At 65.0% G+C, this 21,262-nt stretch carries 15 protein-coding genes; 10 read left to right on the top strand and 5 right to left on the bottom strand.

Annotated elements, in window-relative coordinates:
• Window position 1: 1 nt before the first annotated feature.
• Both SIN08_RS04310 and SIN08_RS04315 read left to right on the top strand, forming a co-directional pair.
• Window positions 2–1,834: a carbamoyltransferase gene (locus SIN08_RS04310; protein WP_322450329.1), complete on the top strand. Its 1,833-nt coding sequence runs from the start codon at window positions 2–4 to the stop codon at window positions 1,832–1,834.
• Window positions 1,835–2,057: 223 nt separating this feature from the next.
• A complete protein-coding gene (locus tag SIN08_RS04315; protein WP_322450330.1) occupies window positions 2,058–3,236 on the top strand; it encodes a hypothetical protein in 1,179 nt (392 codons plus the stop codon).
• A gap of 39 nt (window positions 3,237–3,275) precedes the next feature.
• Here SIN08_RS04315 and SIN08_RS04320 read toward each other — a convergent pair whose 3' ends face one another.
• A complete protein-coding gene (locus SIN08_RS04320; RefSeq protein ID WP_322450331.1) occupies window positions 3,276–4,682 on the bottom strand; it encodes a GDSL-type esterase/lipase family protein in 1,407 nt (468 codons plus the stop codon).
• Between the two features lie 73 nt (window positions 4,683–4,755).
• Complete coding sequence (locus tag SIN08_RS04325; protein WP_322450332.1) at window positions 4,756–6,099, bottom strand: hypothetical protein; 1,344 nt, start codon at window positions 6,097–6,099, stop codon at window positions 4,756–4,758.
• A 378-nt stretch (window positions 6,100–6,477) separates the two neighbouring features.
• On the opposite strand from SIN08_RS04325, the gene SIN08_RS04330 reads away from it, so the two are divergent.
• The 8 genes from SIN08_RS04330 (at window position 6,478) to SIN08_RS04365 (ending at window position 16,534) form a co-directional block, all read left to right on the top strand.
• Entirely contained in the window at window positions 6,478–6,966 is a 489-nt protein-coding gene (locus tag SIN08_RS04330; RefSeq protein WP_322450333.1) for a hypothetical protein, read from the top strand.
• Between the two features lie 428 nt (window positions 6,967–7,394).
• Window positions 7,395–8,609 (top strand): DegT/DnrJ/EryC1/StrS aminotransferase family protein, encoded by a 1,215-nt coding sequence (locus SIN08_RS04335; RefSeq protein WP_322450525.1) that lies wholly within the window; start codon window positions 7,395–7,397, stop codon window positions 8,607–8,609.
• A gap of 30 nt (window positions 8,610–8,639) precedes the next feature.
• Complete coding sequence (locus SIN08_RS04340; protein ID WP_322450334.1) at window positions 8,640–9,602, top strand: ATP-grasp domain-containing protein; 963 nt, start codon at window positions 8,640–8,642, stop codon at window positions 9,600–9,602.
• Between the two features lie 6 nt (window positions 9,603–9,608).
• Window positions 9,609–10,334 carry an HAD family hydrolase gene (locus tag SIN08_RS04345; protein WP_322450335.1) on the top strand — a complete coding sequence of 242 codons (726 nt, stop codon included), beginning with the start codon at window positions 9,609–9,611 and terminating at the stop codon, window positions 10,332–10,334.
• Between the two features lie 184 nt (window positions 10,335–10,518).
• Window positions 10,519–11,898: a lipopolysaccharide biosynthesis protein gene (locus SIN08_RS04350; protein WP_322450526.1), complete on the top strand. Its 1,380-nt coding sequence runs from the start codon at window positions 10,519–10,521 to the stop codon at window positions 11,896–11,898.
• Between the two features lie 163 nt (window positions 11,899–12,061).
• Window positions 12,062–13,288 carry a glycosyltransferase family 4 protein gene (locus SIN08_RS04355; RefSeq protein ID WP_322450336.1) on the top strand — a complete coding sequence of 409 codons (1,227 nt, stop codon included), beginning with the start codon at window positions 12,062–12,064 and terminating at the stop codon, window positions 13,286–13,288.
• The gene (locus SIN08_RS04360) at window positions 13,285–14,202 is read left to right on the top strand and encodes a sulfotransferase (protein ID WP_322450337.1); all 918 of its coding nucleotides are present in this window, start codon (window positions 13,285–13,287) and stop codon (window positions 14,200–14,202) included. Before SIN08_RS04355 ends, SIN08_RS04360 begins: the two co-directional genes overlap by 4 nt.
• A gap of 223 nt (window positions 14,203–14,425) precedes the next feature.
• Entirely contained in the window at window positions 14,426–16,534 is a 2,109-nt protein-coding gene (locus SIN08_RS04365; RefSeq protein ID WP_322450338.1) for a nucleoside-diphosphate sugar epimerase/dehydratase, read from the top strand.
• Between the two features lie 364 nt (window positions 16,535–16,898).
• Here SIN08_RS04365 and SIN08_RS04370 read toward each other — a convergent pair whose 3' ends face one another.
• The 3 genes from SIN08_RS04370 to SIN08_RS04380 all read right to left on the bottom strand — a co-directional run bounded on the left by SIN08_RS04370 (window position 16,899) and on the right by SIN08_RS04380 (window position 21,234).
• Window positions 16,899–18,266, bottom strand: coding sequence for a UDP-glucose/GDP-mannose dehydrogenase family protein (locus SIN08_RS04370; RefSeq protein WP_322450339.1), 1,368 nt, complete (start codon window positions 18,264–18,266; stop codon window positions 16,899–16,901).
• Between the two features lie 389 nt (window positions 18,267–18,655).
• Window positions 18,656–19,978 carry a four-carbon acid sugar kinase family protein gene (locus tag SIN08_RS04375; protein ID WP_322450340.1) on the bottom strand — a complete coding sequence of 441 codons (1,323 nt, stop codon included), beginning with the start codon at window positions 19,976–19,978 and terminating at the stop codon, window positions 18,656–18,658.
• Window positions 19,975–21,234 carry a ribulose-bisphosphate carboxylase large subunit family protein gene (locus tag SIN08_RS04380; RefSeq protein WP_322450341.1) on the bottom strand — a complete coding sequence of 420 codons (1,260 nt, stop codon included), beginning with the start codon at window positions 21,232–21,234 and terminating at the stop codon, window positions 19,975–19,977. Before SIN08_RS04380 ends, SIN08_RS04375 begins: the two co-directional genes overlap by 4 nt.
• Between the last annotated feature and the right edge of the window lie 28 nt (window positions 21,235–21,262).

Below are 21,262 nucleotides of genomic sequence, written 5' to 3' on the forward strand. Positions count from 1 at the left end.
CGTGCGCATTCTCGGGATTTCAGCATTCTACCACGACAGTGCCGCCGCGCTGATCCAGGACGGGCAGATCGTCGCGGCGGCGCAGGAGGAGCGCTTCACGCGCCGCAAGCACGACCCGGATTTTCCGGCGAATGCCGTGCGGTATTGCCTGGCCGAGGCCGGGTGCACGATGGACGATATCGACCACGTCGCCTTCTACGACAAGCCGTTTCTGAAATTCGAAAGGCTGCTCGAGACCTATCTGGCGACGGTGCCCGGCGGTTTTCGCTCTTTCCGCGCCGCCATCCCCGTCTGGGTGAAGGAGAAGCTGTTCCAGAAGTCGGGGCTGCGGCGCAGGCTTGGCGAGATCGCCGGGAGAAAGCGATGGGACGGCTCGCTCCTGTTCAGCGAGCACCACGTGGCCCATGCCGCCAGCGCCTTCTTCGCCTCGCCGTTCAAGAGCGCTGCCGTGCTCACCATGGACGGGGTGGGAGAATGGTGCACCACCTCGCTCGGCCACGGCCACGGGAAGCGCCTGGACCTTTTGAAGGAGATCCATTTCCCACACTCTCTCGGGCTGCTCTACTCGGCCTTCACCTACTACACGGGCTTCAAGGTCAATTCCGGCGAGTACAAGATCATGGGCCTGGCGCCCTATGGCCGGCCGCGATACGCGCAGACGATCCTCGATCACCTTATCGATCTCAAGGAGGACGGATCCTTCTGGCTCGACCAGCGCTATTTCGACTACTGCACGGGCCTGACGATGACCTCGCCGGCTTTCAACGAGCTCTTCGGCGGTGAGCCTCGCAAGCCGGAATCGCCGATGACCCAGCGCGAGATGGACCTGGCCGCCTCCATCCAGGCGGTCACCGAGGAGGCGGTTCTGCGGCTGGCGCGATTTGCACGGCGGGAAACGGCCGAGCGCCAGTTGTGCCTAGCCGGCGGCGTGGCTCTCAACTGCGTCGCCAACGGCAAGGTGCTGAAAGAAGGCGTTTTCGACGACATCTGGATCCAGCCGGCCGCCGGCGATGCCGGCGGTGCGGTCGGTGCCGCCTTGGCCGTGTGGCATCAGTATCTCGACAGCGAGCGTACCCCCAATGGTGGCGACCTGATGGAAGGCGCCTATCTCGGACCGGCCTATTCGCAGGCCGAAATCGAGCAACGCCTCACCGCCGCCGGCGCCGTCTACGGGGTGATGCCCGATTCCGAGCTGATAGCGACGACGGTCGATGCGCTCACGGAGGAAAAGGCCGTCGGCTGGATGCAGGGGCGGATGGAATTCGGCCCGCGTGCCCTCGGCAACCGCTCCATCCTGGGCGATCCGCGTTCGCCGAGGATGCAGAAGACGCTCAATCTGAAGGTCAAGTACCGGGAGAGCTTCCGCCCCTTCGCCCCGTCGGTCCGGCGTGAGGACGTCTCAGAATGGTTCGAGATGTCGGCCGACAGCCCCTACATGCTGCTGGTCGCCGATGTATGCGACGAAAAGCGCGTGCGGCCCAATCTGGATGAGGAGGAGTTGTTTGGCATCGAGCGCCTGAACGTGCCGCGCTCGGACATACCGGCAGTCACTCATGTGGATTATTCAGCCCGGGTTCAGACGGTGCACCGGGAAACGAACCAACGCTACTGGGACCTGTTGACGGCCTTCAAGGAGCGCACAGGCTGTCCGGTGCTGGTCAATACGAGTTTCAATGTCCGGGGCGAGCCGATCGTCTGTTCGCCGGAAGACGCTTATCGCTGCTTCATGGGGACCGACATCGAACGGCTGGTAATCGGCAACGCCATCCTGCGCAAGGAGGACCAGCCTGTAGCGCTCAGGAAGGACTACAAGGAAGAGTTCGAGCTGGACTGATACGGATCACGATCAGCGTGCAGCCGTCGGCGCGGGTAGGGATTGTCCGAACGACCGCTGCCGGTCGTGCTTGCCGGGTGGGAGGTGCGGGATGGGCAAAAGAGGTGGAGGGGCAAACGGCGCGGTCCCCCGTTGGCGCAAGCGCCCGGAGGTACCTTCCGCCGCTCTGAGTGGTGCCGGGGCTTCATCCGGCGATCTGCCGTTGGCGGAATCTGACTCCGAAATGGAAAGCACCGGCCGCGCCAGGCGCGGAACGCGGATAAGGGGCGCCAAAATTGCCGGGACCCTTGGTCTTCTATCTCTTTCCGTCGCTGTCACTGTCGGGTTCTTCGAAGCGCTTCTTGCGGCCTTTCCCGGGCTTCAGGTCCAGGCCAATGAAGGCGAGTACATCTTCTGTTCGCCTTACACCCGGCATGTGGAGCATCCGCGGTTCGGGCATACCGAAACGCCGGGCGCGAGCTATTTCGAGCGCAACAGCCCGCGCGATCCCTGGTATTACGTACATGTCAACGAGGAAGGCTTTCGCGACAATCAAAGGCATTCGGGCGAGCGGGTGATCGTCCTGGGCGATTCCATGACTCGGGGAACACTGGTCAACGAATATGAAAGCTACGGAGGCCTCATCAACCAGTGGCATCCCGATATGGGCTTCCACATCTACGGCGTCGGCGGCTATGGCCAGGCGAACACGCTGAGGATCTATCAGGACAAGGGTGCCGAAATACCCCATCGGCTGGTCATCCAGCAGATCACCCTTCCCAACGATTTGGACGACAATGTCGAACGCACCAGACGGGTCGGCGACGGCTTCGAGGTGGATTTCGCAAAGGTCACAGCCAAGACGACCGAGAGCACGCTGCTGCTTCTGAGAGTGCACCAGTTCCTCTGGCAGACGAGCAGCCTCTACCGCATTGTCTACGATGCAACTCTTCGCGCCTCGGTCCAAAACTGGGATGCCCGCCGCGACATCGACAACGCCCTGGACCTGACACGGCGGCTTCTTGCGGGGCTGGCGGCGGAAGCTGCGGCCAATCAGGCCGATCTGCTGCTTTTAGTGATCCCCGGCTGGCCCGAAATCGTCGGCCGCGACGACGGCATGGCGCCAGAGCGCCAGCGCGAGATGCTGCGCGCCTTTGTCGAGGACGTACCGAATGCCCATCTTCTCGACGCTACGCCCAGTTTGGCGCGCGCCGATCCCGATCTCACCTTCGGCGTCATCGACAAGCATTTGACCGCCTACGGCCACTTCCTCCTCGCCGAAACGCTCGACCAATGGCTTTGGCAAGACTGGCAGGGAAAATCGAGCGACGTCAGGCCACGGCGGACCTTCGTCCAGCAGCCCGCCATCGCGCCGGACTGCGCTCTCACGGAAGACTATCTCGATTGGGTAAGGTCTATCTGATCCAGAGCCGGTGTCTTCTTCTTTGCGGCGGCCGGTCCTTCACCTGCCGGATTCCAGATGGCCGGCTTGTGTGAAAATGCGCGCGGACGGCGTTTCGGCGGCGCATCCCCTGGACTTGCGAAGGCTCTGCCCCGCCTCCAGCGCTCGCGCAATGGTTTCAGCGGCGAGCATGGCACCCGCGCGGCTGAAGTGGGCATCCGGAGCATACATCTGCGCCGGCGTCGGGTGGTTGCGGAGAACCGGACTGAGATCGATGACATCGATCCCCTCCAGAGCGGCCGCATCGAGGACCTTTGCACGCAGGTCGTCGAAAGCCGCGTCCGACGGGAAGAGGCCGACATACCGGTCGATGCGCGGTATGTACATGAGGGAAAAGCAGCCGCCCCAGCTCTCGGCGATCTCTCTGGCGCGCCGCAGCGTTTGCCGAAACTCGGGGATATCGCCCGAGATCTTCGGATAGAGAAGCCCCAGCGATGTCCCGGTCATTTGCAGAGCGGCGAAATTGCGCAGGAACGATTTCTGCGCGACCAGGTCCGCCATCGTGACCTCGTCCTCATCGATCCGTTCGAGGATGGCGCGGGCCTTGTCGACGGTCTCGGTTGCGCCTGACGGCGCGCCGAAACGGGCGTTCGGCCGGAGCGCGGCCCTGAGCCAGGGTTGCTTCAGCGAATATTCGAGGTTTTCCCAGTCGTTGCCCTCGAAGAACGCCATCACGACATTCCTCGGTCGCAGCAGCGGACCGTAGCGGCCGAGCGTGGCAAGCTCGATCAAGGGGCCGTTGCCGCGTATTCCCATGCTCACGGTATTCGGACCGCGCCGGCGCAGTTGCGAAGCCAGGTCATCGCCCGGCTTGAGACAGAAGCCCTCCACGAAGGAATCGCCGAGAAGCATCACGTCGATCGGGGCATCATAGACCGTATTCGGATTGTTGAAGCCGTAGCGGTCGGCCTTGTAGGTAATGACCTGCCCGGGCGGGGTGCACAGAAGTGTCGTCGAACCGGGGAAGCCGGCCAGCATCGTTTCCGGCAGGCCGTCCACGCCGGCAAGAATGTTGAGCCGCCGCAGGGTGAAGCCACGGATGAAATCGTCCTCGTGCGACAACATCGCACGTTGGTCCTCGTCGAGGCGGCCGAGCATGGTGAAGTGCACCGAAAGCTGACGCGCCGTCAGGAACCCCTCGAAGAGAAACAGCCCGGCAAGCAGGCTCACGCCGTAAATGCCGACCGGCCTTGTCCATCGCGGTCTAGCAAACAGGGCGATCGCCAGAATGCCCATCCCCAGAAGTCCGGGTACGAGAACATAGCGCAAAAACTGTGGGGTGGCCGAGGCGTAGTGGTCGAAATTCAGCAGCGCATATAACGTGCTTCCCAGCAGGTAGAATGCGACGAGCATGCAGGCCGCAAAGGAAAGTCGGCTCTTTCCCTGGTGATCTTCGGTTTCTGGCATTCTTCCCCTCGCTGCGCCTGGGACCGGTCGACGGGTCTGCAACTTCGCGGTTCGCCGCCCGGAAACAGGAGAACTACCGTTCTGCCTTCGGCAGCGGTAAAAGCTTGGTGCGATCCGGAATGGTGCGGCCTGCCGCGTGCGCGACGAAACCGGCGAGCCGTTCCAGATGTTCGACGAAAACGGCGGAACTGATCTTCCCATCCCCGACCCAGCGCCCCTCCCGGTCGGTCGCCGCGAGGATTTGTTCGATCTCCGCCTCTGTCGGGATGTCGCGAGGCTTTTCGTCCTTGCCTGCCGCGTCCAGGCGCGCAAGCACGGGGGCGATGTCGAACCCGGCCTTGAAGCTATAGTGATCGGGAGCATCATCCACCGCGTAGGTGAGCCTGTAGTCGGTATCGAGATAAAGCGGCCTGTCGGTGCCGAGCTCGTAGAAGCGTGCCCAGTCTCCGTCGGGAAGGCGGACGGCGCGCAGCCATGCGGCGGCTTTCCGCGCGCCGGCAAGATAGCGGCGCTCCCCGGTTACTCGGTGAAGATCGATGAGTGCATCGACCGCGCCTGCCGTCTCGTTGGAGGCGATCGCCGGCGGCTCGAACCGGCGCCCCCAGATCGGCTCCAGATCGGCATTGTAGGTTTGTGCCCATCCGGGCTGCGGATCCGGCAATTGTGCGCGTAGCAGAAACTCGCCGCCGCGCCGCGCCGCGGCGAGGTAGTCCGGCTCTCCATAAAGACGATGGGCGAGCAGGAACGTGCGGATGACGTCGCGCTGGAGGTGGTCGTTGAGGATATAGACCTCTCCCTCCGGTTCGACATATTCCCGCGGCCAGCTCTCCGGCATGCGAGCCTGCCACGCCGACACCGTCAGCGCATCCGCCACCCGCCGGTCGGAGCGGACCGGCCAGGCACCGTTGGGATGCTGCATGGCGATGAATGCGCCGAGGCCGTAGACCACGGCCTCATGGACACGCTCGTGGCCACCTTCCAGCGTTTCGTCGACCAGCATCAGGAAGGCAAGCGCACTCTGGGACATGTTGTCGTCAAGGATCGTGGCGTCGCGTTCCTTGTTGCCGTCGATTGCCGTGCAGGGCGGGCGTTGGGCGCGGTTGGCGCGATAGCACCAGGATTGCCGCGCGGCAGGATCGAATTCGAGCAGAGCCCACCAGCCGCCGGATTCGAGCTGCGTTTCCACGAGCGCCTCGGCCGTCTCGACCGCCGCATCGAGATAGAGCCGCTCGCCCGTCGCATGAAACGCGGCGAGATAGGCCCGGCCCACCGCCGGCGTGCCCGGCGGCTGAAGCCAGCCCTGCGTCTCGGTGGTGACCCCTTCACCCGACCGCCAGGAAAGGTCCGTCGAGACCTCCCAGACATAGCTGCCGTGGCGCGCGACCCGGTCACGGAAGAAGGTTGCCGCCCTCAGCATGTGTTCCTGTGCGCGCGCGGCGAGATCGTCCGTGGTCGTTTGGGACCAGCAAGGCTGCGTCAAACCGGCCAGAACGATTGGAACCAGGAGCCATCGCATGAAAAACCGCCGCTGAGGTTGCTCGCCGCTGATCGGTGATGGTGACCTCGCGCATCCCCGAGGGCCGAAGTCGCCCAAAGTCGTCTTGGTGGAGTCTAGTGAAACCCATGCATGCTGCCCTTGCAAAAAGGAAAAACCTGACACCAGGCGCGGCTGATCCTAGTCGTTCGTGCACCCGTCTTTTCCGTAGCATCGTGAAACGCTCGGTTCGGCCTGCGCCCCATTGGCGGCATCGCCTAGGTGGCGGTCGGATGCAGTGTTACCCGGTCAGAGGCGGCCATGCAGACTTGCGACGTAGTGGAGATCAGCAGGAGAAACGGCCACATACCCTCCGGGCTGATCGAGGCCTGTTATAGGGCCAGTCAGAGTGGCCTCGTCGTGCTCGCCCTTCACGGCATCTCGCCGCAGGCCGTCAACCGCATCCTGGATCCGGTGGTTCCGACACTCCCCCTCGACATACCCGGCGTCCTCTACATCGACGCCGCCGATGCGGCGCGCGTGCAAGAGGCCGTTTTCGCCGCAGAGAGGATCTTCGTGGCGACGATCGCCTTCCGCGGCATGGTCCGCGCTCTGGGCGTCGCACCGCGGCTGATCGCTCCGGTCGACCTGGCGGGAAGCCGCCTGCTCGGCCTCGGCATGGGGCCGCGCACCGGCCATGCAACCGAGCCCCCGGGGGAACGGAACGGCGCCCGCGATCCCGTGCCGGCACGCGTCCCCGCGCAGTCGCAACCGGCGCCTCTCTATCTCGGGCGGTATTACGCGCTTTAGGTCTTGTGGACATTATGGTGGTGGCGGCGGCGCGGCCTGCAAGGCCGATGGCGAAGCGCCAAAAGACGCCGTAATGCCAGCCGCTTCAGGATCTTCTTCAACGGCCTCCATCAACCTCGCGTGCCTTGAGAGGCAGGCGAGCGAAGACACGCTCGGCAAAACCGAAATGCCGGCGGGGTTTTACTGACACGGCTTAGGTTTCGCGCTCCTTTGCAAGTCCAGGCGGTTCTCACAGGATGATGCAAGCTGAAACACGCCTGGGACCAGGCACGCATACGACATGCCGGCCCGGGAGGCGCGTGTGAAGGCACAGCACCGAATCTTTCCGCTGTTCGACAGAGGAGCCCGTCATGATGGACAACAATCTGGCTGCCAAGGATGCACGGGCGCACCCCTATGGCGCCGGCGCGCAGCAGCCGGTGCGCGACATGACGACCGCAACACGCTGGCCGCATTACGACGAGGAGCAGATTGGGGACGTGATCGCCGTCCTGCGCTCGGGGAAGGTCAATGCTTGGACGGGCGGCCGGGTGACCGAATTCGAAGCCGCCTACGCGGCACTGCTCGGCCGCCGTCACGCGATCGCGCTCGCCAATGGAACGGTCGCCCTCGACGTCGCGCTGCACGCGATCGGCCTGCAGCCGGGTGACGAGGTGGTGGTCACGCCGCGCAGTTTCGTCGCCTCGGCGGCTTGCGTGCCGATGGCCGGCGCCACGCCGGTCTTCGCCGATGTCGACCCGGAGAGCCAGGCCATCACGGCGGACACGATCGCTGCGGTCCTGACGCCGCGCACCCGTGCCGTGATCGTCGTTCACCTGGCCGGATGGCCGGCGGACATGCCGGCGATCATGCGCCTTGCCCGCCAGCATGGCATCGTCGTGATCGAGGACTGCGCGCAAGCGCACGGCGCGTCAATCGCCGGCCATCCGGTCGGCAGCTTTGGCGATATCTCCGCTTTCTCCTTCTGCCAGGACAAGATTCTCAGCACTGGAGGCGAGGGTGGCCTGCTTGCCATGGACGATGAGGCGATCTGGTCCAAGGCATGGAGCCGCAAGGATCATGGCAAAGCCTATGATGTGGTGCACGAGAAGGGGCATGCGCCCGGCTTTCGCTGGCTTCATGAAAGCTTCGGCTCGAATTACCGCATGACCGAAATTCAGGCTGCAATCGGGCTCCGGCAGCTCGATCGCCTTCCGGAATGGCAGGCGCAGCGGGCGGCCAACGCGGCGATCCTGATCGATGCCGTGCGCGATCTGCCCGGCCTGAGGACCCCCCTGCCGCCGCCACATATGCGCCATGCCTGGTATCGTTTCTACACCTTCGTGCGCCCCGAAAGGCTGAAGGCCGGCTGGAGCCGCGATCGGATCTTTTCGGCGCTCAACGTCCTCGGCGTTTCCTGCTTCACGGGCAGTTGTCCGGAGATCTACCTGGAAAAGGCGTTCCGGGAATCCGGCATGGCGCCCCGAAGACGGCTCCCGGTTGCCGCCACGCTCGGTGAAACGAGCCTGGCCTTCCTGGTGGACCCGTGCCAGAGCCTGGCTGCCATGCGCAAGACGGCCGTGACCCTGCGCGGGATCATGGAAGAGGCCACGGCCGAGGTGGCGCCGGGCATCGCCAGGAGGCGAGCGGCTCTCGCTTCGTGAGGACCGCGGAGACGGGGTGAGGCGAAACGGATGCGCATGACTCTTCTGGTTTCGTCGGCCGGGCGACGTGTCGGACTCGTCGAGTGTTTTCGTTCATCGGCGGCGGCGATCGGCATCGAGCTTGAGGTGCTCGCCTGCGATCGCGACCCGCAGTTCAGTGCCGCCTGTCAGGTGGCCGATCGGGCCTTTGCCGTGCCGAGATGCGACGATCCCGAATTCGTGGAAACGATGCTGGAGATCGTGCGTGAAAACGGCGTCAACCTCGTCGTGCCGACGATCGATCCGGAGCTGGCGCCGCTTGCGGGCGCGGCGCATCGTTTCAGGGCGAGCGGCGCCCACGTTCATGTCAGCCCGCCCGGCGTCATCGAAGTGGTCCGCGACAAGCTGAGGACGGCCCAGGTAATGGAAGCGGCCGGCGTGCCGGTGCCATGGACAGTGCCGCTCGAAGCGGCGCATGCCTCCGCCTATCCGATCGTTTGGCCGATGTTCCTCAAGCCTTCGGGCGGCAGCGCCAGCCGCAACATCAAGGTGGCGACCAGTTCCGCGGATCTGCCCGAAGCGCCGGAGGAGCCGATGATCCTGCAGCAACTCCTCATCGGCCCGGAATACACGGTCAACATGTATATCGACCGCGAAGGCGATCTGCGCAACGCGGTGGCGCACCGGCGCCTGCGCGTGCGCGCCGGCGAGGTGGAGAAGGGACGGACCGAGCGTGACCCGGTGCTGCGCCGTCTGGCCGAAGGAGTGGCACGAGCGCTCCCGCTGGCACGCGGCGTGCTGTGTTTCCAGGTAATTGCGGACGAGCGAACCGGGCCATGCGTCTTCGACATCAACGCGCGTTTCGGCGGCGGCTATCCGCTGGTTCACTACGCGGGAGGGGAATATACACGCTGGCTTCTGGAAGAGGTGGCCGGCTTGCCCTCCACCGCCCACGATAATTGGCGCGCAGGCGCATTGATGCTGCGCTACGACGCGGCCGTCTTCCAGGGGTGAGGAGGCATGGTGGCGCCGATCCTGGTCGTCTTCGATCTCGACGATACCCTTTATCTGGAGCGCGATTTCGCGTTGAGCGGCTTCGCCGCGGCCGACGCATGGCTGTGCCGGGCGGGTGGTGTGAAAGGGCTGGCACCGGTCTGCCGCGATCTCTTTTTCGCCGGGGAGCGCTTGCGCGTCTTCGACCGGGCGCTAGAGATGCTCGGCTTGCGAGCAGACCCGGCCCTCGTCGCCAGCCTCGTCTCCGTCTACCGCTCGCATGCGCCGGACATTCGCCTGGCCGACGATGCGGCACGCTATCTCGCATCGCGCTCCCCTGCGTTTCCCTGCGCCATGATCACCGACGGGCCGACCGCCATGCAGCGGGCGAAGGTGCATGCCCTGGGACTCGGCGAGGCTCTCAAGTGCATCGTCTGCACCGGCGCACTGGGTGAGGGTTTCGGAAAGCCGCATCCGCGTGCCTTTGCCATGGTCGAGCGCTGGGCAGCGCCGACGCGGCTCCCGCTCGTCTATGTGGCCGACAATCCGGTGAAGGATTTCGTGACGCCGCGCGCCCGCGGCTGGTGGACCGTACAGATCGCGCGTCGCGAGCGGGTCCATCGCCTGCCGGCGCCGGGTGCCGCTTACGAAGCGCATGCGCGCGTCACGACCCTCGACGCCCTGGACGATTGTCTTATCCGGTTGCAACGGGAGTCTGAGGATGCCCGGCCGGCGGCCGCCGTGGACCCTTAGGGTTTTTCCCGACGGCGGGAAGGTCCCGGCTGGTTTCCGTTGCGGTGCAGTTGGCCATTTGCCTGCTACAGTATCTTGCGGGGCAGGGCTCGCTGCCGTGCCCTTTAAGACGCGGCGCAGCCCGGCCGGACGCGGGCAGGACGCATTGTGGGGGGAGTAAAAGGTGTCTTCCTTGACTGGCTCCATGCAGACCATCGGCCGGCGTGCCCGCAGGTTCTGGCGCGACGAGGAGTCCTTGCGCGCGCGGCTCGCCAACATCGGCCATCTGGTGACCGGCAATATGATGGGCTCCGCGATGGGCCTACTCGCCTTCATCGTGACGGCCCGTGCGCTCGGTCCGAACGATTTCGGCATCCTCGCCCTTACGCTCAGCTACGCCCGCTCCATCCAGCTCCTGATCGCGTTCCAGACATGGCAGCCGCTCATCAAGTACGGCGCGGAGGAATGGGGCAACCAGGATAAGGGCGCCTATCGGGCCCTGATGAAGTTCGGCTTGCTCGTCGACGTCTCGGCCGCCTTCACGGCCTATGCGCTCGCCGTCTGCTTCGCCTTGCTATTCGGGCCGCACGTGGGCATCGGCGAAAGCAACCTGCAGCAGGTGCTCATCTACGCCACCGTACTTCTGTTTCAGATCGAAGGGTTTCCGACGGCCGTTCTGCGCCTGGCCGGCCGGTTCAGACTGGTTGCCTACAGTGCGTTGGTGGCGACCGTGCTGCGCCTTCTCCTTTGTACGATCGGACTCCTGATGGGCGCCGGCCTGTTCTATTTCGTGATCGCCTGGGCGGTAAGCCAGATTGCCGGCTCGCTCCTCTTCCTCACTCTGGCGCTGATCGAACTGCGCCGCCAGGGAGTGGGAGTTGGAGGGCTTCTGACAGCGCCGCTGGCGGGCATCACCAAACGCTTCAAAGGCCTGTGGACCTTTACCCTCGGCAGCAAGATCGAGCTGACGGTCCGCTCGAGCACGATGGAATTCGATACCCTCCTCGTCGGTGCGCTCGCCGGCGCGCCAGCAGCCGGCCTCTACCATGTCGCCAAGCGGCTGGGCCGACTCGTCCTGCAGATCGGCGTTCAGGTGCAGGCGGTGGTCTATCCCGACATCGCCAGGCTGTGGGCGCAACAGGCAATGACGGAATTCCGCCGCACGATCGTCCAGACGGAGGTGTTGCTTCTGACCTTCGGCGTGGCGGTTTTCGCCGCGACCGCTCTGTGGATCGGGCCGGTGCTCCACTGGACCGCCGGTCCCGCATTCGAGGCGGCGGGGCCGCTGGCAACCGTGCAGATGATCGCCGTGGCAATGCTGTTGAGCGGCAGCGCGGTGCGCTCGGCCCTGCTGGCGATGGGGCGCCAGCCCGTCGTTCTGAAGATCGTCGTCTTCTCGGCCGTGGCTTTCCATCTGACGGCCCTTGCGGCCATCCCGCTCCTGGGCGCCATGGGTGCCAACATCGCCCATGGCGTGATGGCGGGCCTCTGGCTCGCCGGCCTCATGACCGCCTTTCACGCAGAGCTCAGGTCCCACGCCGCCGCAACATCCTCCGCTACCGCAAGCGGTTCCGCGAGCGGGTGAGGGAAAGCAAAGGCGGCTTCGCGAATTTCCGGCCACAAGCTGCTGATTTTCCTGACGGAGGAACGGTTCCGGGTGAGGAGCATTCCACGTATCGTGCGGCACGATGACCGGCGTGGTCTTGCGCCGGCTTATTCATGGACGCACCGCTGCCGCGAGGAATTCCATGCCCGATCGGCCCATCTCCGTCTGTTTCCCGTTCATCGGCGACGAGATCGGGGGCAGCCATGTTTCGGCGATCAAGCTGATCCGGGCGCTCGATCGCCGGTCCGTGCAGCCGCTCGTGGCCCTGCACGTGATCAACGGCCCTCTCGCGGACTATCTGCGCGATTGCGGCGTGCCGTTCGTCGAGGCGCCGGCCGGAGCGCCGCCGGGGCGCGCAGGGCAGGGCGGCCCCTTTCCGCTCGGTGCCGGAACGCTCGCCTACGCCGCCCGTGCGACGGGGCCGCTGACACGCTTCCTGAAAAGCCGGACGGTCGATCTGGTCCATACCAATGACGGGCGCATCCATGCCGTGTGGGCCCTGCCGGCACGCCTGGCCGGGGCCCGCCAGGTCTGGCATCATCGCGGCGATCCCGAGGCCCGCGGGGTCAACTGGCTGGCGCCGCTGGCGGCGAGCCACATCGTGACGGTTTCCCGCTTCGCAAGGCCACAGCGGCCCCTTGTCGACGTTTCCCGCCGGATTTCCGTCGTTTACAGCCCGTTCGACACGCCGTCGGGGCATGACGACCGAACCGCCGCGCGCGCCATGCTGGTCGAGACGCTCGGCTGCCCCGGCGAGACGCGCTTCCTCGGCTATTTCGGCCTGCTTATCGAACGCAAGCGGCCGCTGGCCTTTGTCGAGGCGGTCGCCGCCTATGCGCGGCGCCATCCCGAGGTCCCCGTCATGGGCCTGCTGTTCGGCGTGCCGGGAAGCGAAGCCCCGCATCTGGCCGAGGCGGTCGTCCGGCGAGCCGAAGCGCTCGGCATCGGTGACCGGGTCCGGCTGATGGGCTTTCGCAGCCCGGTGGAGCCGTGGATGCAGGCGATCGATGTCTTGTTGATCCCGGCCGTGCGCGAGCCGTTCGGCAGGACACTGATCGAGGCGATGTTTCTCGGCACGCCCGTGGTGGCGACCGACGACGGCGGCAATCCGGAAGCCATCGAGCACGGTGTCACCGGCCTTCTCGTGCCGCCGGAAGCGCCGGAACAGTTCGTTGATCCGGTGCATGCGCTCCTGACCGACGATGCGTTTCGTGAACGCATCACCAAGGCCGCGCGCGACCGCGCGTTCGCCACCTACGGCGTGGCGACGCACGCACGCAAGCTGATGGCGATCTATCGCGCGGTTCTGAACGGCAGCGAACACACGCGCAGTTTCCGGCGCAGTCCCGACCAAAGGACGGTCCCATGAGGTTCGAAGATATCGATTTCCTGATTATTGGCGCGACCAAGAGCGCCACCACCTGGCTGCAGAGATCGCTTCAGGCCGATCCCATGGTCTCGATGCCCAATCCCGAGCTGCACTATTTCAGCCGTGAGTTTGCCCGGGGCGACGAGTGGTACCTGGCGCAATTTCCGCCCGATGCGCCCGAGCGCGTGGCCGGGGAGAAGTCGAACTCCTACCTGGAGCAGCCGGAGGCCGCCGAGAGGATTGCCCGCAAGGTTCCGGACGCCAGGCTCGTGGTGCAACTGCGCAATCCGGTCGAGCGCGCCTATTCCGATTATTGCATGATGTACCGGCGCGGCGACGTGAACGGCGATATCGAGCGCTATCTCGATCCGACCTGGTCGCACGACACGCGCCCGATCAGCGCCGGGCACTACCACCGGCAGCTTCAGGCCTATTTCGACCGGTTTCCGGCCGACCGCATCCTCGTGACCTTGTACGAGACCGCGACGGCCCGTCCGGAGGAGCACCTCGCCGCTGTCAGGCAGTTCCTGAGATTGCCGGGGAACGGTGCGACCGCCATAGCGCGCGGCAAGGTGAAGGACAAGACCGTCCCGATGCTGAGCCCCACCATGCGCCGCCTGCTGCGCCCGCTCAAACCGGTCGTCGCACCCTTGCGCGAGACGCTGCCGTTCCGACGCCTCCACACCGCACTGGCGAAGGAGATACGTTACCCGGCTTTTCCCGAATCCCTGCGGCAGCGGCTGATCGACCATTACGAACCCGAGGTCGCCGCCCTGGGGCAACTGCTGAGCCGGGACCTGTCCCATTGGCTGCACGGCTCGCCCGGGGACGGATCGGCTTACAGATGGAAACCATCGTCGGCGAGCGGCGCGGCAACTGCGCAAAACCGGAAATCCTCGCAGGGCTTTAACTGACGCGCCTTGGGCTTCCCGCTGCTTTGCAGACGTCTGCATTTCGCCCAAAATACTTGCAGTTACAACGGCTTCGGAAGAGCTGTTCGTTACATGGGGCAGGCCCGCACAAGATCCCGGAGCCTTCCGAGGCGAAGACGCGGCGCGCGCGGAGATTTTCACCAGGGGCCGGTGGCTGAGAAGCGCCGACGTCCTCTTTCGCTTCATGCTTCGAGGGCCGTCTGAAATGGAAAACGACTTGGTCGCCAAAGGGGCGCATTCGAGAAACGTTCACAAGATTCCTCTACCGCTTCCGCCGCTTGCCGGCGGGCCGGGCTTTTATCGCACGATCCGCTCTAGGGTCGATTCCCTCGTAAAGTCAGTCATCCGCAACCGTCATCTTTTCGCGGTCGACCTCGGACTGAGCGCACTGGCGCTCGTGCTCGCCATGTGGTTGCGGGTCGGTTCGCAGGCTCTTCTGGCAGACACCGCGATCCTCGGCGCCGTAAGCTCGATCACGGTCTTGTTCGTGGTGGTCTGCGCGATAGCCTTTCCCGTCGCCGGCCTCTACAAGCGGAAATGGGAATTCGCTTCGATCCTGGACTACATCGTCCTCGTGCTCGCCGTTCTCTTCGCCTCCGCGATATTAACGGTCTTCCTGCTCTTCGACGCTGAATCCGACCTCGTGCCGGGCTCGGTGATCGCCATCGAAGTCGTCACGCTCGTGCCGCTCCTGGCAGCCGTCCGGCTCAGCTTTCGGCAGGAGGATCTGAAATTCCGCATACCGGCCGTGCGCACGACGGCGGATCACTCCGGCGCCATGCTGCCGGTGTTGCTCGTCGGTGCCGGTCACGAGGCCGACCTCTATCTGAGGGCCCTGCAGCGCGACCGCAACTGCACCTACTGGCCCGTCGGCTTTCTCGGCAATTTGTCCGCCGAGATCGGCACCATGCTGCGCGGCGTTCCGGTGCTGGGGACGACCGGCGATTTCGAGGCGGTGATGGAAGAACTCGAGGCGCGCGGGCAACGGCCGCGACACCTCATCTTCACTGCTCCGCCGTCTTCCTTCTCCGGCCAGGCGGCCGAGCAACTCATCGAGAAGGCAGACAGGATGGGCATGGCGATTTCCCGGCTCAACCCCGTCACCGAGTTGCGCAACACCCGCGTCATGAAGGAGTTCGAACTGCGCCCCATCGAGCTGACGGACCTGCTAGAAAGGCCGCAGGCGGCCCTCGACGTCGCCGCCCTGCAGCGCTTTATCCGTGGCCGCCGCGTGCTCGTGACGGGTGCCGGCGGTTCGATCGGCAGTGAACTGACCAAGCAGGTGGCTGCCCTGGGGCCGGCGCACCTTGCCGTCGTCGACAATTGCGAGTTCAATCTCTATTCGATCGATCTGGAACTGTCCGAACAATTTGCGGGCGTCCCCCGCAGCGCCCATCTTTGCGACGTGCGCGACCAGCATCGGATCAACGAGGTATTCCTGCGCCACAGGCCCGAGCTCGTCTTCCACGCCGCCGCGCTGAAACACGTGCCGATGGTCGAGTTGAACCCCTGTGAAGGCGTGCTGACCAATGTCTGCGGCACCCGCAACGTTGCCGACGCCGTGCGGCGATGCGGCGCGCTCGGCATGGTGCAGATTTCCACCGACAAGGTGGTGAACTCGACCAGCGTGATGGGCGCAACCAAGCGGCTTGCAGAGCTCTATTGCCAGGCGCTCGATCTGGAAGGACTGAACTTGCCCGGCGCCCCCCGTTTCATGACGGTACGCTTCGGCAATGTGCTTGGCTCGAGCGGCTCCCTCGTCCCGCTCTTCAAGCGCCAGTTGGCACATGGCGGGCCGCTGACGGTCACCCATCCGGAAATGAAACGCTTCTTCATGACCATTCGCGAGGCGGTGGAACTCACGCTCCAGGCTTCCGCCTACGGGCTGGAGAAGGAGCTTGGGCAGGGCGAGATCTTTGTCCTCGACATGGGTGAGCCGATCAGGATCGTCGACATCGCCCGGCGCATGATTCGCCTAGCCGGTTTCACGCCGGATAAGGACATCCATATTCAGATCATCGGCTGCCGTCCGGGTGAAAAGCTGTTCGAGGAGCTTTTCGATGCGAACGAAAAGCGTGTTTCACCGCCGGTCCCGCGGGTTCTCGGCGCTGTGCCAACCCCGGTGCCCGTCCCGGTTCTAAAGGAGGTCTTCATAAGGCTCCAGGCATGCGCAATGGAAGGCGACACCGATGGCCTCTTTGCCGCCATGCGCACGGTTCTGCCGGGATTTCGCGCAATCGAGTGCGAAGAACCGGCCGTTGTTCCCCTCACCGAGATGGCGGATGCGCCGTATAGGCATGCCGCCAATATGTGAGGCCGGCCGGAGAGCTAGACTTCACTCGGTTTAAAAAAGCTCCGTAAGGTATCGATTCGGCGTAGTCCCATGCGGGAAACCGCCGGTTTCGGCCCGCTGGCCGGGAGCGAAACATGGGGCCGCTTATCCGAAAGCCGCAGGCGAAGGTTTTCCGGAAACCGCGTGTGGGTCTCCATTTCCGGAGCAGGTCCGGCTTCCGCCTGCGCGCCGGCTTCGGGATGAGGCGGGTGGCCGGCGGCTCCGCACGATTATCCCATCCCCTCCAGACACATTCTTTCAGGTGCGTGTCCCCGCAGATCTCAAGAAAAAGGCCGACACCGCGCCAGCGGCGATGTCGGCCATCAGGCATACCGCGCGGGCGTGGTCACACGGCCTCGACCAGTCGCTCGCGGGCGGCCGCCAGATCGGCGATATGCATGGGGGCACCGGATCGCGACCCGATGCCGGAATAGACGAAGCCGAAGCGCGTCACGTCCTCTTCGGAATAGATGTTGCGCAGGTCCACCAGAACCGGTTGCGCGACGAGCTTCTCGAGCCGCTGCAGGTCGAGCGCGCGGAACTGCTCCCACTCGGTGAGAATGCAGATCGCGCTGGCGTTCTCGGCAGCCTCGTAGGGGCTGGCATGAAAGGCGACGTCGGTCCACAAGGCCCGCGCCTGCTCCATGCCCTTGGGGTCGTAGGCGCTGACACGGGCGCCGGCGTCCTGCAGCGCCTGGATGACGGAGATCGACGGCGCCTCGCGCATGTCGTCGGTGTTGGGCTTGAAGGTCAGCCCGAAGATGGCGATCTTCTTGCCGCGCACATTGCCGCCGGCGGCCTGGATGATGCGGCGCGCCATGGCACGCTTGCGCGAATCGTTGACGGCGATCGTCGTTTCGATGAGGCGCAAGGGGCTGTCGTAGTCCTGGGCGGTCTTGACGAGCGCCATGGTGTCCTTGGGAAAGCAGGAGCCGCCGAAGCCCGGACCCGCATGCAGGAATTTCGAGCCGATGCGATTGTCGGCGCCGAGTCCCAGCGCCACGTCCTGGACATTGGCGTCCACCTTCTCGCACAGATCCGCGATTTCGTTGATGAAGGTCACCTTCATCGCCAGAAAGGCGTTGGATGCGTACTTGATCAGCTCCGCCGAACGGCGCGCCGTGAACAGGATCGGCGACTTGTTGAGGAACAGCGGCCGGTAGATCTCCGCCATGACGGCGCGCGCGTGCTCGTCCTCCACGCCGATGACGATCCTGTCGGGATGCTTGAAATCCTGGATCGCCGAACCTTCGCGCAGAAACTCCGGATTGGAGGCGACCGAGAAGTCGCGGTTATGCCGTTCGTCACGGATGATGCGCTCGACCTCGTCTCCTGTGCCCACGGGGACGGTCGACTTCGTCACGACCACGGTATTGCCCTGCAGGGCCCGGGCGATCTCGCGCGTTGCGTGGTAGACATAGGAGAGGTCCGCGTGCCCGTCGCCGCGCCGCGACGGTGTGCCGACGGCGATGAAGACGGCATCGGCTTCCTTCACCGGGCCGGTAAGGTCGGTGGTGAAGGACAGGCGGCCGTCGCGCACGTTCTGCGCGGCGATGCCTTCGAGCCCGGGCTCGTAAATCGGCATTTCGCCGCGTCGCAACCTGTCGATCCTCGCCGCATCCTTGTCGACACAAGTGACCGTGTGGCCGAAATCGGCCAGGCACGCCCCCGTTACGAGTCCGACATAGCCGGAGCCGATCATGACCAGTCTCAAGGCGCTTCTCCAGTTCCGTCGATTGAGCCAATGCTTCGCGGCGCACGTGGACGTCTCATCCCGCTTCCGCGGCGACGCTCCGTGGGCCGGGTGCCCGGGTTTGCCATTGAAGAACCTCCGCCTGCCTTGGCGGCAGTTCTTCACGCGCCCGCAACCATTTGATTTTAGAAAGAAAAACGGAGATGGTGGAGGATTAAAACCCTGACGAGCCATCGCGGCAAAACCGCGGCTTGACGGGCGGAATTCCCGACAGGTGGCACGTGGGATTTGCCGGCAGCCCGGACTGTTTCACCGTTTCCGCGGACGGTAAAAACGGTTCAAGCACCTGATCTTGCCAAGCAAGTGCCTGTTTTCGGAGTTGTGTTGAGAGGAGACGCGCTGTCGCGGGCTCAGCCGAGGGTGCCGTCGCGCAGGCCGACGAAATAGTCGTCGCCGCCGATCTGCCCGCCCTTGAGCGCCAGTTCCAGCGTGGAGCCGTCGTTGCGATGCGCGGTGCAGAGGGGTGAACCGGGACTGTCGGGGATGGGATGGCGCAGCGTCAGGGCGAAGACGTCGAGTTCGGCAAGGGCGTGGCTCGATGTGTCGCCGCCGGCAATCACCACGCGCGGCAGGCCATAGCGGTCGGTCAGGGTTTGCAGCAGCCGGCCGAGCGCACGCCCAACGCGGTCATGTGATGAAGCGATGCTGCGGGCAACACTGTCTGGGCCGCGCGCCGTGTAAAGAAGCGGACTGCGACCGCATTCCAGAGCCGCGCAGGCCTGGTCTCTGGCCTCCGCCAGAGCCGCGTCGGCTCCCTGGCCGGTGGCGAGCGCCCGGAAGTCCACCGGAACGCCCGCAAAGCCGTTGGCGCAGGCGGCATCGATCTGGCGCGCCGTCGTCGGCGAACAACTGCCGGAGACGACTGCGATACGGTCGAACTTTTCGAGCGGCGGCGAGGCTTGCGCTGGCAGCGTCTGCCCCGCCTTCCGCCAGGCATGCAACAGCGCGTATTCCACGCCCGACGAGCCGACCACGAACGGGCCGAAATGTTCGCGTTCGTTGTAAAGGAGTTTGCCTGTCCTCTGCTGCGAGGGCGTGTCGTAAACGTCCAGGAGCACGCAGCGGGTTTCCCCGTCGCGCAACCGCCGTAGCGCCTCCACCGCGTGCTCGGTGCTGTCCATCTGCGGGCCGAGCAGCGCCGTCGGCAGTTCGGTCTGCTGGCCGAGGTGGCGCAGGAGGTCGGCTTCCCCCATGGGGGTCGCCGGATGGTCGCGCATGACGGGATGCCGGTCGAGCCGGTAGACGCAGTCACGATAGCCGACGAAGAGATTGCCAAAAAAGCTGTAGCGGCGCAGCTGCGGGGCGCCGACCACCAGCGCGGTCATCTGTTGGTCGAAGACGGCAAGGCCGATTTCTATCGCCCGGCCGATGGAACCATGCCGTGGTGCGCTGTCGAAGGTCGAGCAGACCTTGTAATGGCAATGATCGGCGCCGAGTCCCTCCAGCCAGCCGAAGATCGCCGGCAGATGCGTGTCCATCCATTCCGGTGTCTGGCTGCGGCTCGTGCCGGCGATGCCGACGGCGCGGCAATCGGCGAACCGGGCGGTGCGTGCCGCGTCCGGAATGCCCGTGTAGAGGACCGTCGGCACGCCGTTCGACGACAGCGCCTCCATGACGTCCGTGGAACCGGTGAAATCGTCCCCGTAATAGGACAGGAGCGGCCGGCCGGTCATCGTGTCCTGGCTCCGAACAGGTCCAGTGCCTGGCGGAGCTCTTCGTGCTCCGCCGCATGGTCGTCCAGCGCGATGCCGTTCATTGCGGCCTCGGCCGCCTGGCGAAGGCTCTCGACGCCGCCGCGCACACCACCCGGATGCCCCATGATGCCGCCGCCCGCGCAGTAGATGAAGTCGGCGTTGCCGAGCGCAGCATGGGTTTCGGGCATCTGCACCGCCGTCTGACCGGAAGAGAAGACGGGCATGGCGGTGTAATGGGTATCCGCAAAGAGCGGTTCGCCGGTGGCGCGCGCCGAATCGATCACCGATGCGTCGCTTTCGGTGAACTTGTTGGCGATCCCGTTGACATGCAGGTGATCGGCGCCGGCCAGCCGCCAGAACTTCTGCCAGGCGCGGAAGCCGATCCCGATATGCGGCGAGCGGGAATAGAGGCCCCAGCCGTTGCGGTGGCAGTGCAGGGGCAATTCGCAGTGCGCGCGTATCGCCGCGAGTCCGGCGAGCCCGACGGAGAAAAGGCTGACCATGACGCAGGTGCCGCCGGCATCGCGGACGATATCGGCGTTGCGTTTCATTTCATCTACTTCACCGGTTATATTGAAGGCATACATCACCTTCTTGCCGGTGCGTTCGGCATGGTCGTTGAGCGCGCGCATCACGTGGCGCACGCGTTCGGCGAGAGGGCAGTGCGGACCGTTGCCCTGCAGTTCGTCGTCCTTGATGAAATCGATGCCGCCTTCGGCCAGTTCCTTGGCGAGCGCGGCCGTCTCCTCCGGCGACAGTCCGACGCTCGGCTTGATGATCGTACCGATCATCGGCCGCTGCTCCACCCCGGCCAGCCGACGCGTGCCGGCAACGCCGAAGGCGGGACCCCGATAGGCGCGGGCGAAGGCCGGGGGAAAGGTTATGTCGGTGAGGCGCAGGGCTGAGACCTCCGCCAGCTCGAAGAGATTGCCGGCGACGGTTGCCAGCGTGTTGGTAAGCGAGGCTCCCATGTTCTCGAGCGGCCAGGAGAGTACCATCTCTCCGCGGTGAAAGCGCGCCCCCGCATGGCGGCAGGGCAGTCCCGGCGCCGACAGGACCGTGCGTTCGACGATCTCCTCGATGCGGGCGCCGGAACGTGCGCGCAGGCTGTCGGTCTCGCCGGGCAGCTTGAGGAAGGTTCCCGAGGATTGCTCGCCGGCAATGACCGTCGCCGCGCGCTCCAGCCCCAGCGGGCTCTCCAGTTCATAGCGGGCGAAAAGCCGTTCTTCGACCATGGGGCTCCTCTCTCAAGCTGGTTGTTGA

Origin of the sequence: Chelativorans sp. M5D2P16 (assembly GCF_034427935.1) — a bacterium.
Lineage (GTDB): Bacteria > Pseudomonadota > Alphaproteobacteria > Rhizobiales > Rhizobiaceae > Chelativorans.

Bases quoted from the DNA above. Each gene is read 5' to 3' on its own strand.
- SIN08_RS04350 (WP_322450526.1), top strand. From the start codon at position 10,519: ATGCAGACCATCGGCCGGCGTGCCCGCAGGTTCTGGCGCGACGAGGAG.
- SIN08_RS04380 (WP_322450341.1), bottom strand. From the start codon at position 21,234: ATGGTCGAAGAACGGCTTTTCGCCCGCTATGAACTGGAGAGCCCGCTG.
- SIN08_RS04375 (WP_322450340.1), bottom strand. From the start codon at position 19,978: ATGACCGGCCGGCCGCTCCTGTCCTATTACGGGGACGATTTCACCGGT.
- SIN08_RS04360 (WP_322450337.1), top strand. From the start codon at position 13,285: ATGAGGTTCGAAGATATCGATTTCCTGATTATTGGCGCGACCAAGAGC.
- SIN08_RS04320 (WP_322450331.1), bottom strand. From the start codon at position 4,682: ATGCCAGAAACCGAAGATCACCAGGGAAAGAGCCGACTTTCCTTTGCG.
- SIN08_RS04345 (WP_322450335.1), top strand. From the start codon at position 9,609: ATGGTGGCGCCGATCCTGGTCGTCTTCGATCTCGACGATACCCTTTAT.
- SIN08_RS04325 (WP_322450332.1), bottom strand. From the start codon at position 6,099: ATGCTGAGGGCGGCAACCTTCTTCCGTGACCGGGTCGCGCGCCACGGC.
- SIN08_RS04315 (WP_322450330.1), top strand. From the start codon at position 2,058: ATGGAAAGCACCGGCCGCGCCAGGCGCGGAACGCGGATAAGGGGCGCC.
- SIN08_RS04340 (WP_322450334.1), top strand. From the start codon at position 8,640: ATGCGCATGACTCTTCTGGTTTCGTCGGCCGGGCGACGTGTCGGACTC.
- SIN08_RS04335 (WP_322450525.1), top strand. From the start codon at position 7,395: ATGACGACCGCAACACGCTGGCCGCATTACGACGAGGAGCAGATTGGG.
- SIN08_RS04355 (WP_322450336.1), top strand. From the start codon at position 12,062: ATGCCCGATCGGCCCATCTCCGTCTGTTTCCCGTTCATCGGCGACGAG.
- SIN08_RS04365 (WP_322450338.1), top strand. From the start codon at position 14,426: ATGGAAAACGACTTGGTCGCCAAAGGGGCGCATTCGAGAAACGTTCAC.
- SIN08_RS04330 (WP_322450333.1), top strand. From the start codon at position 6,478: ATGCAGACTTGCGACGTAGTGGAGATCAGCAGGAGAAACGGCCACATA.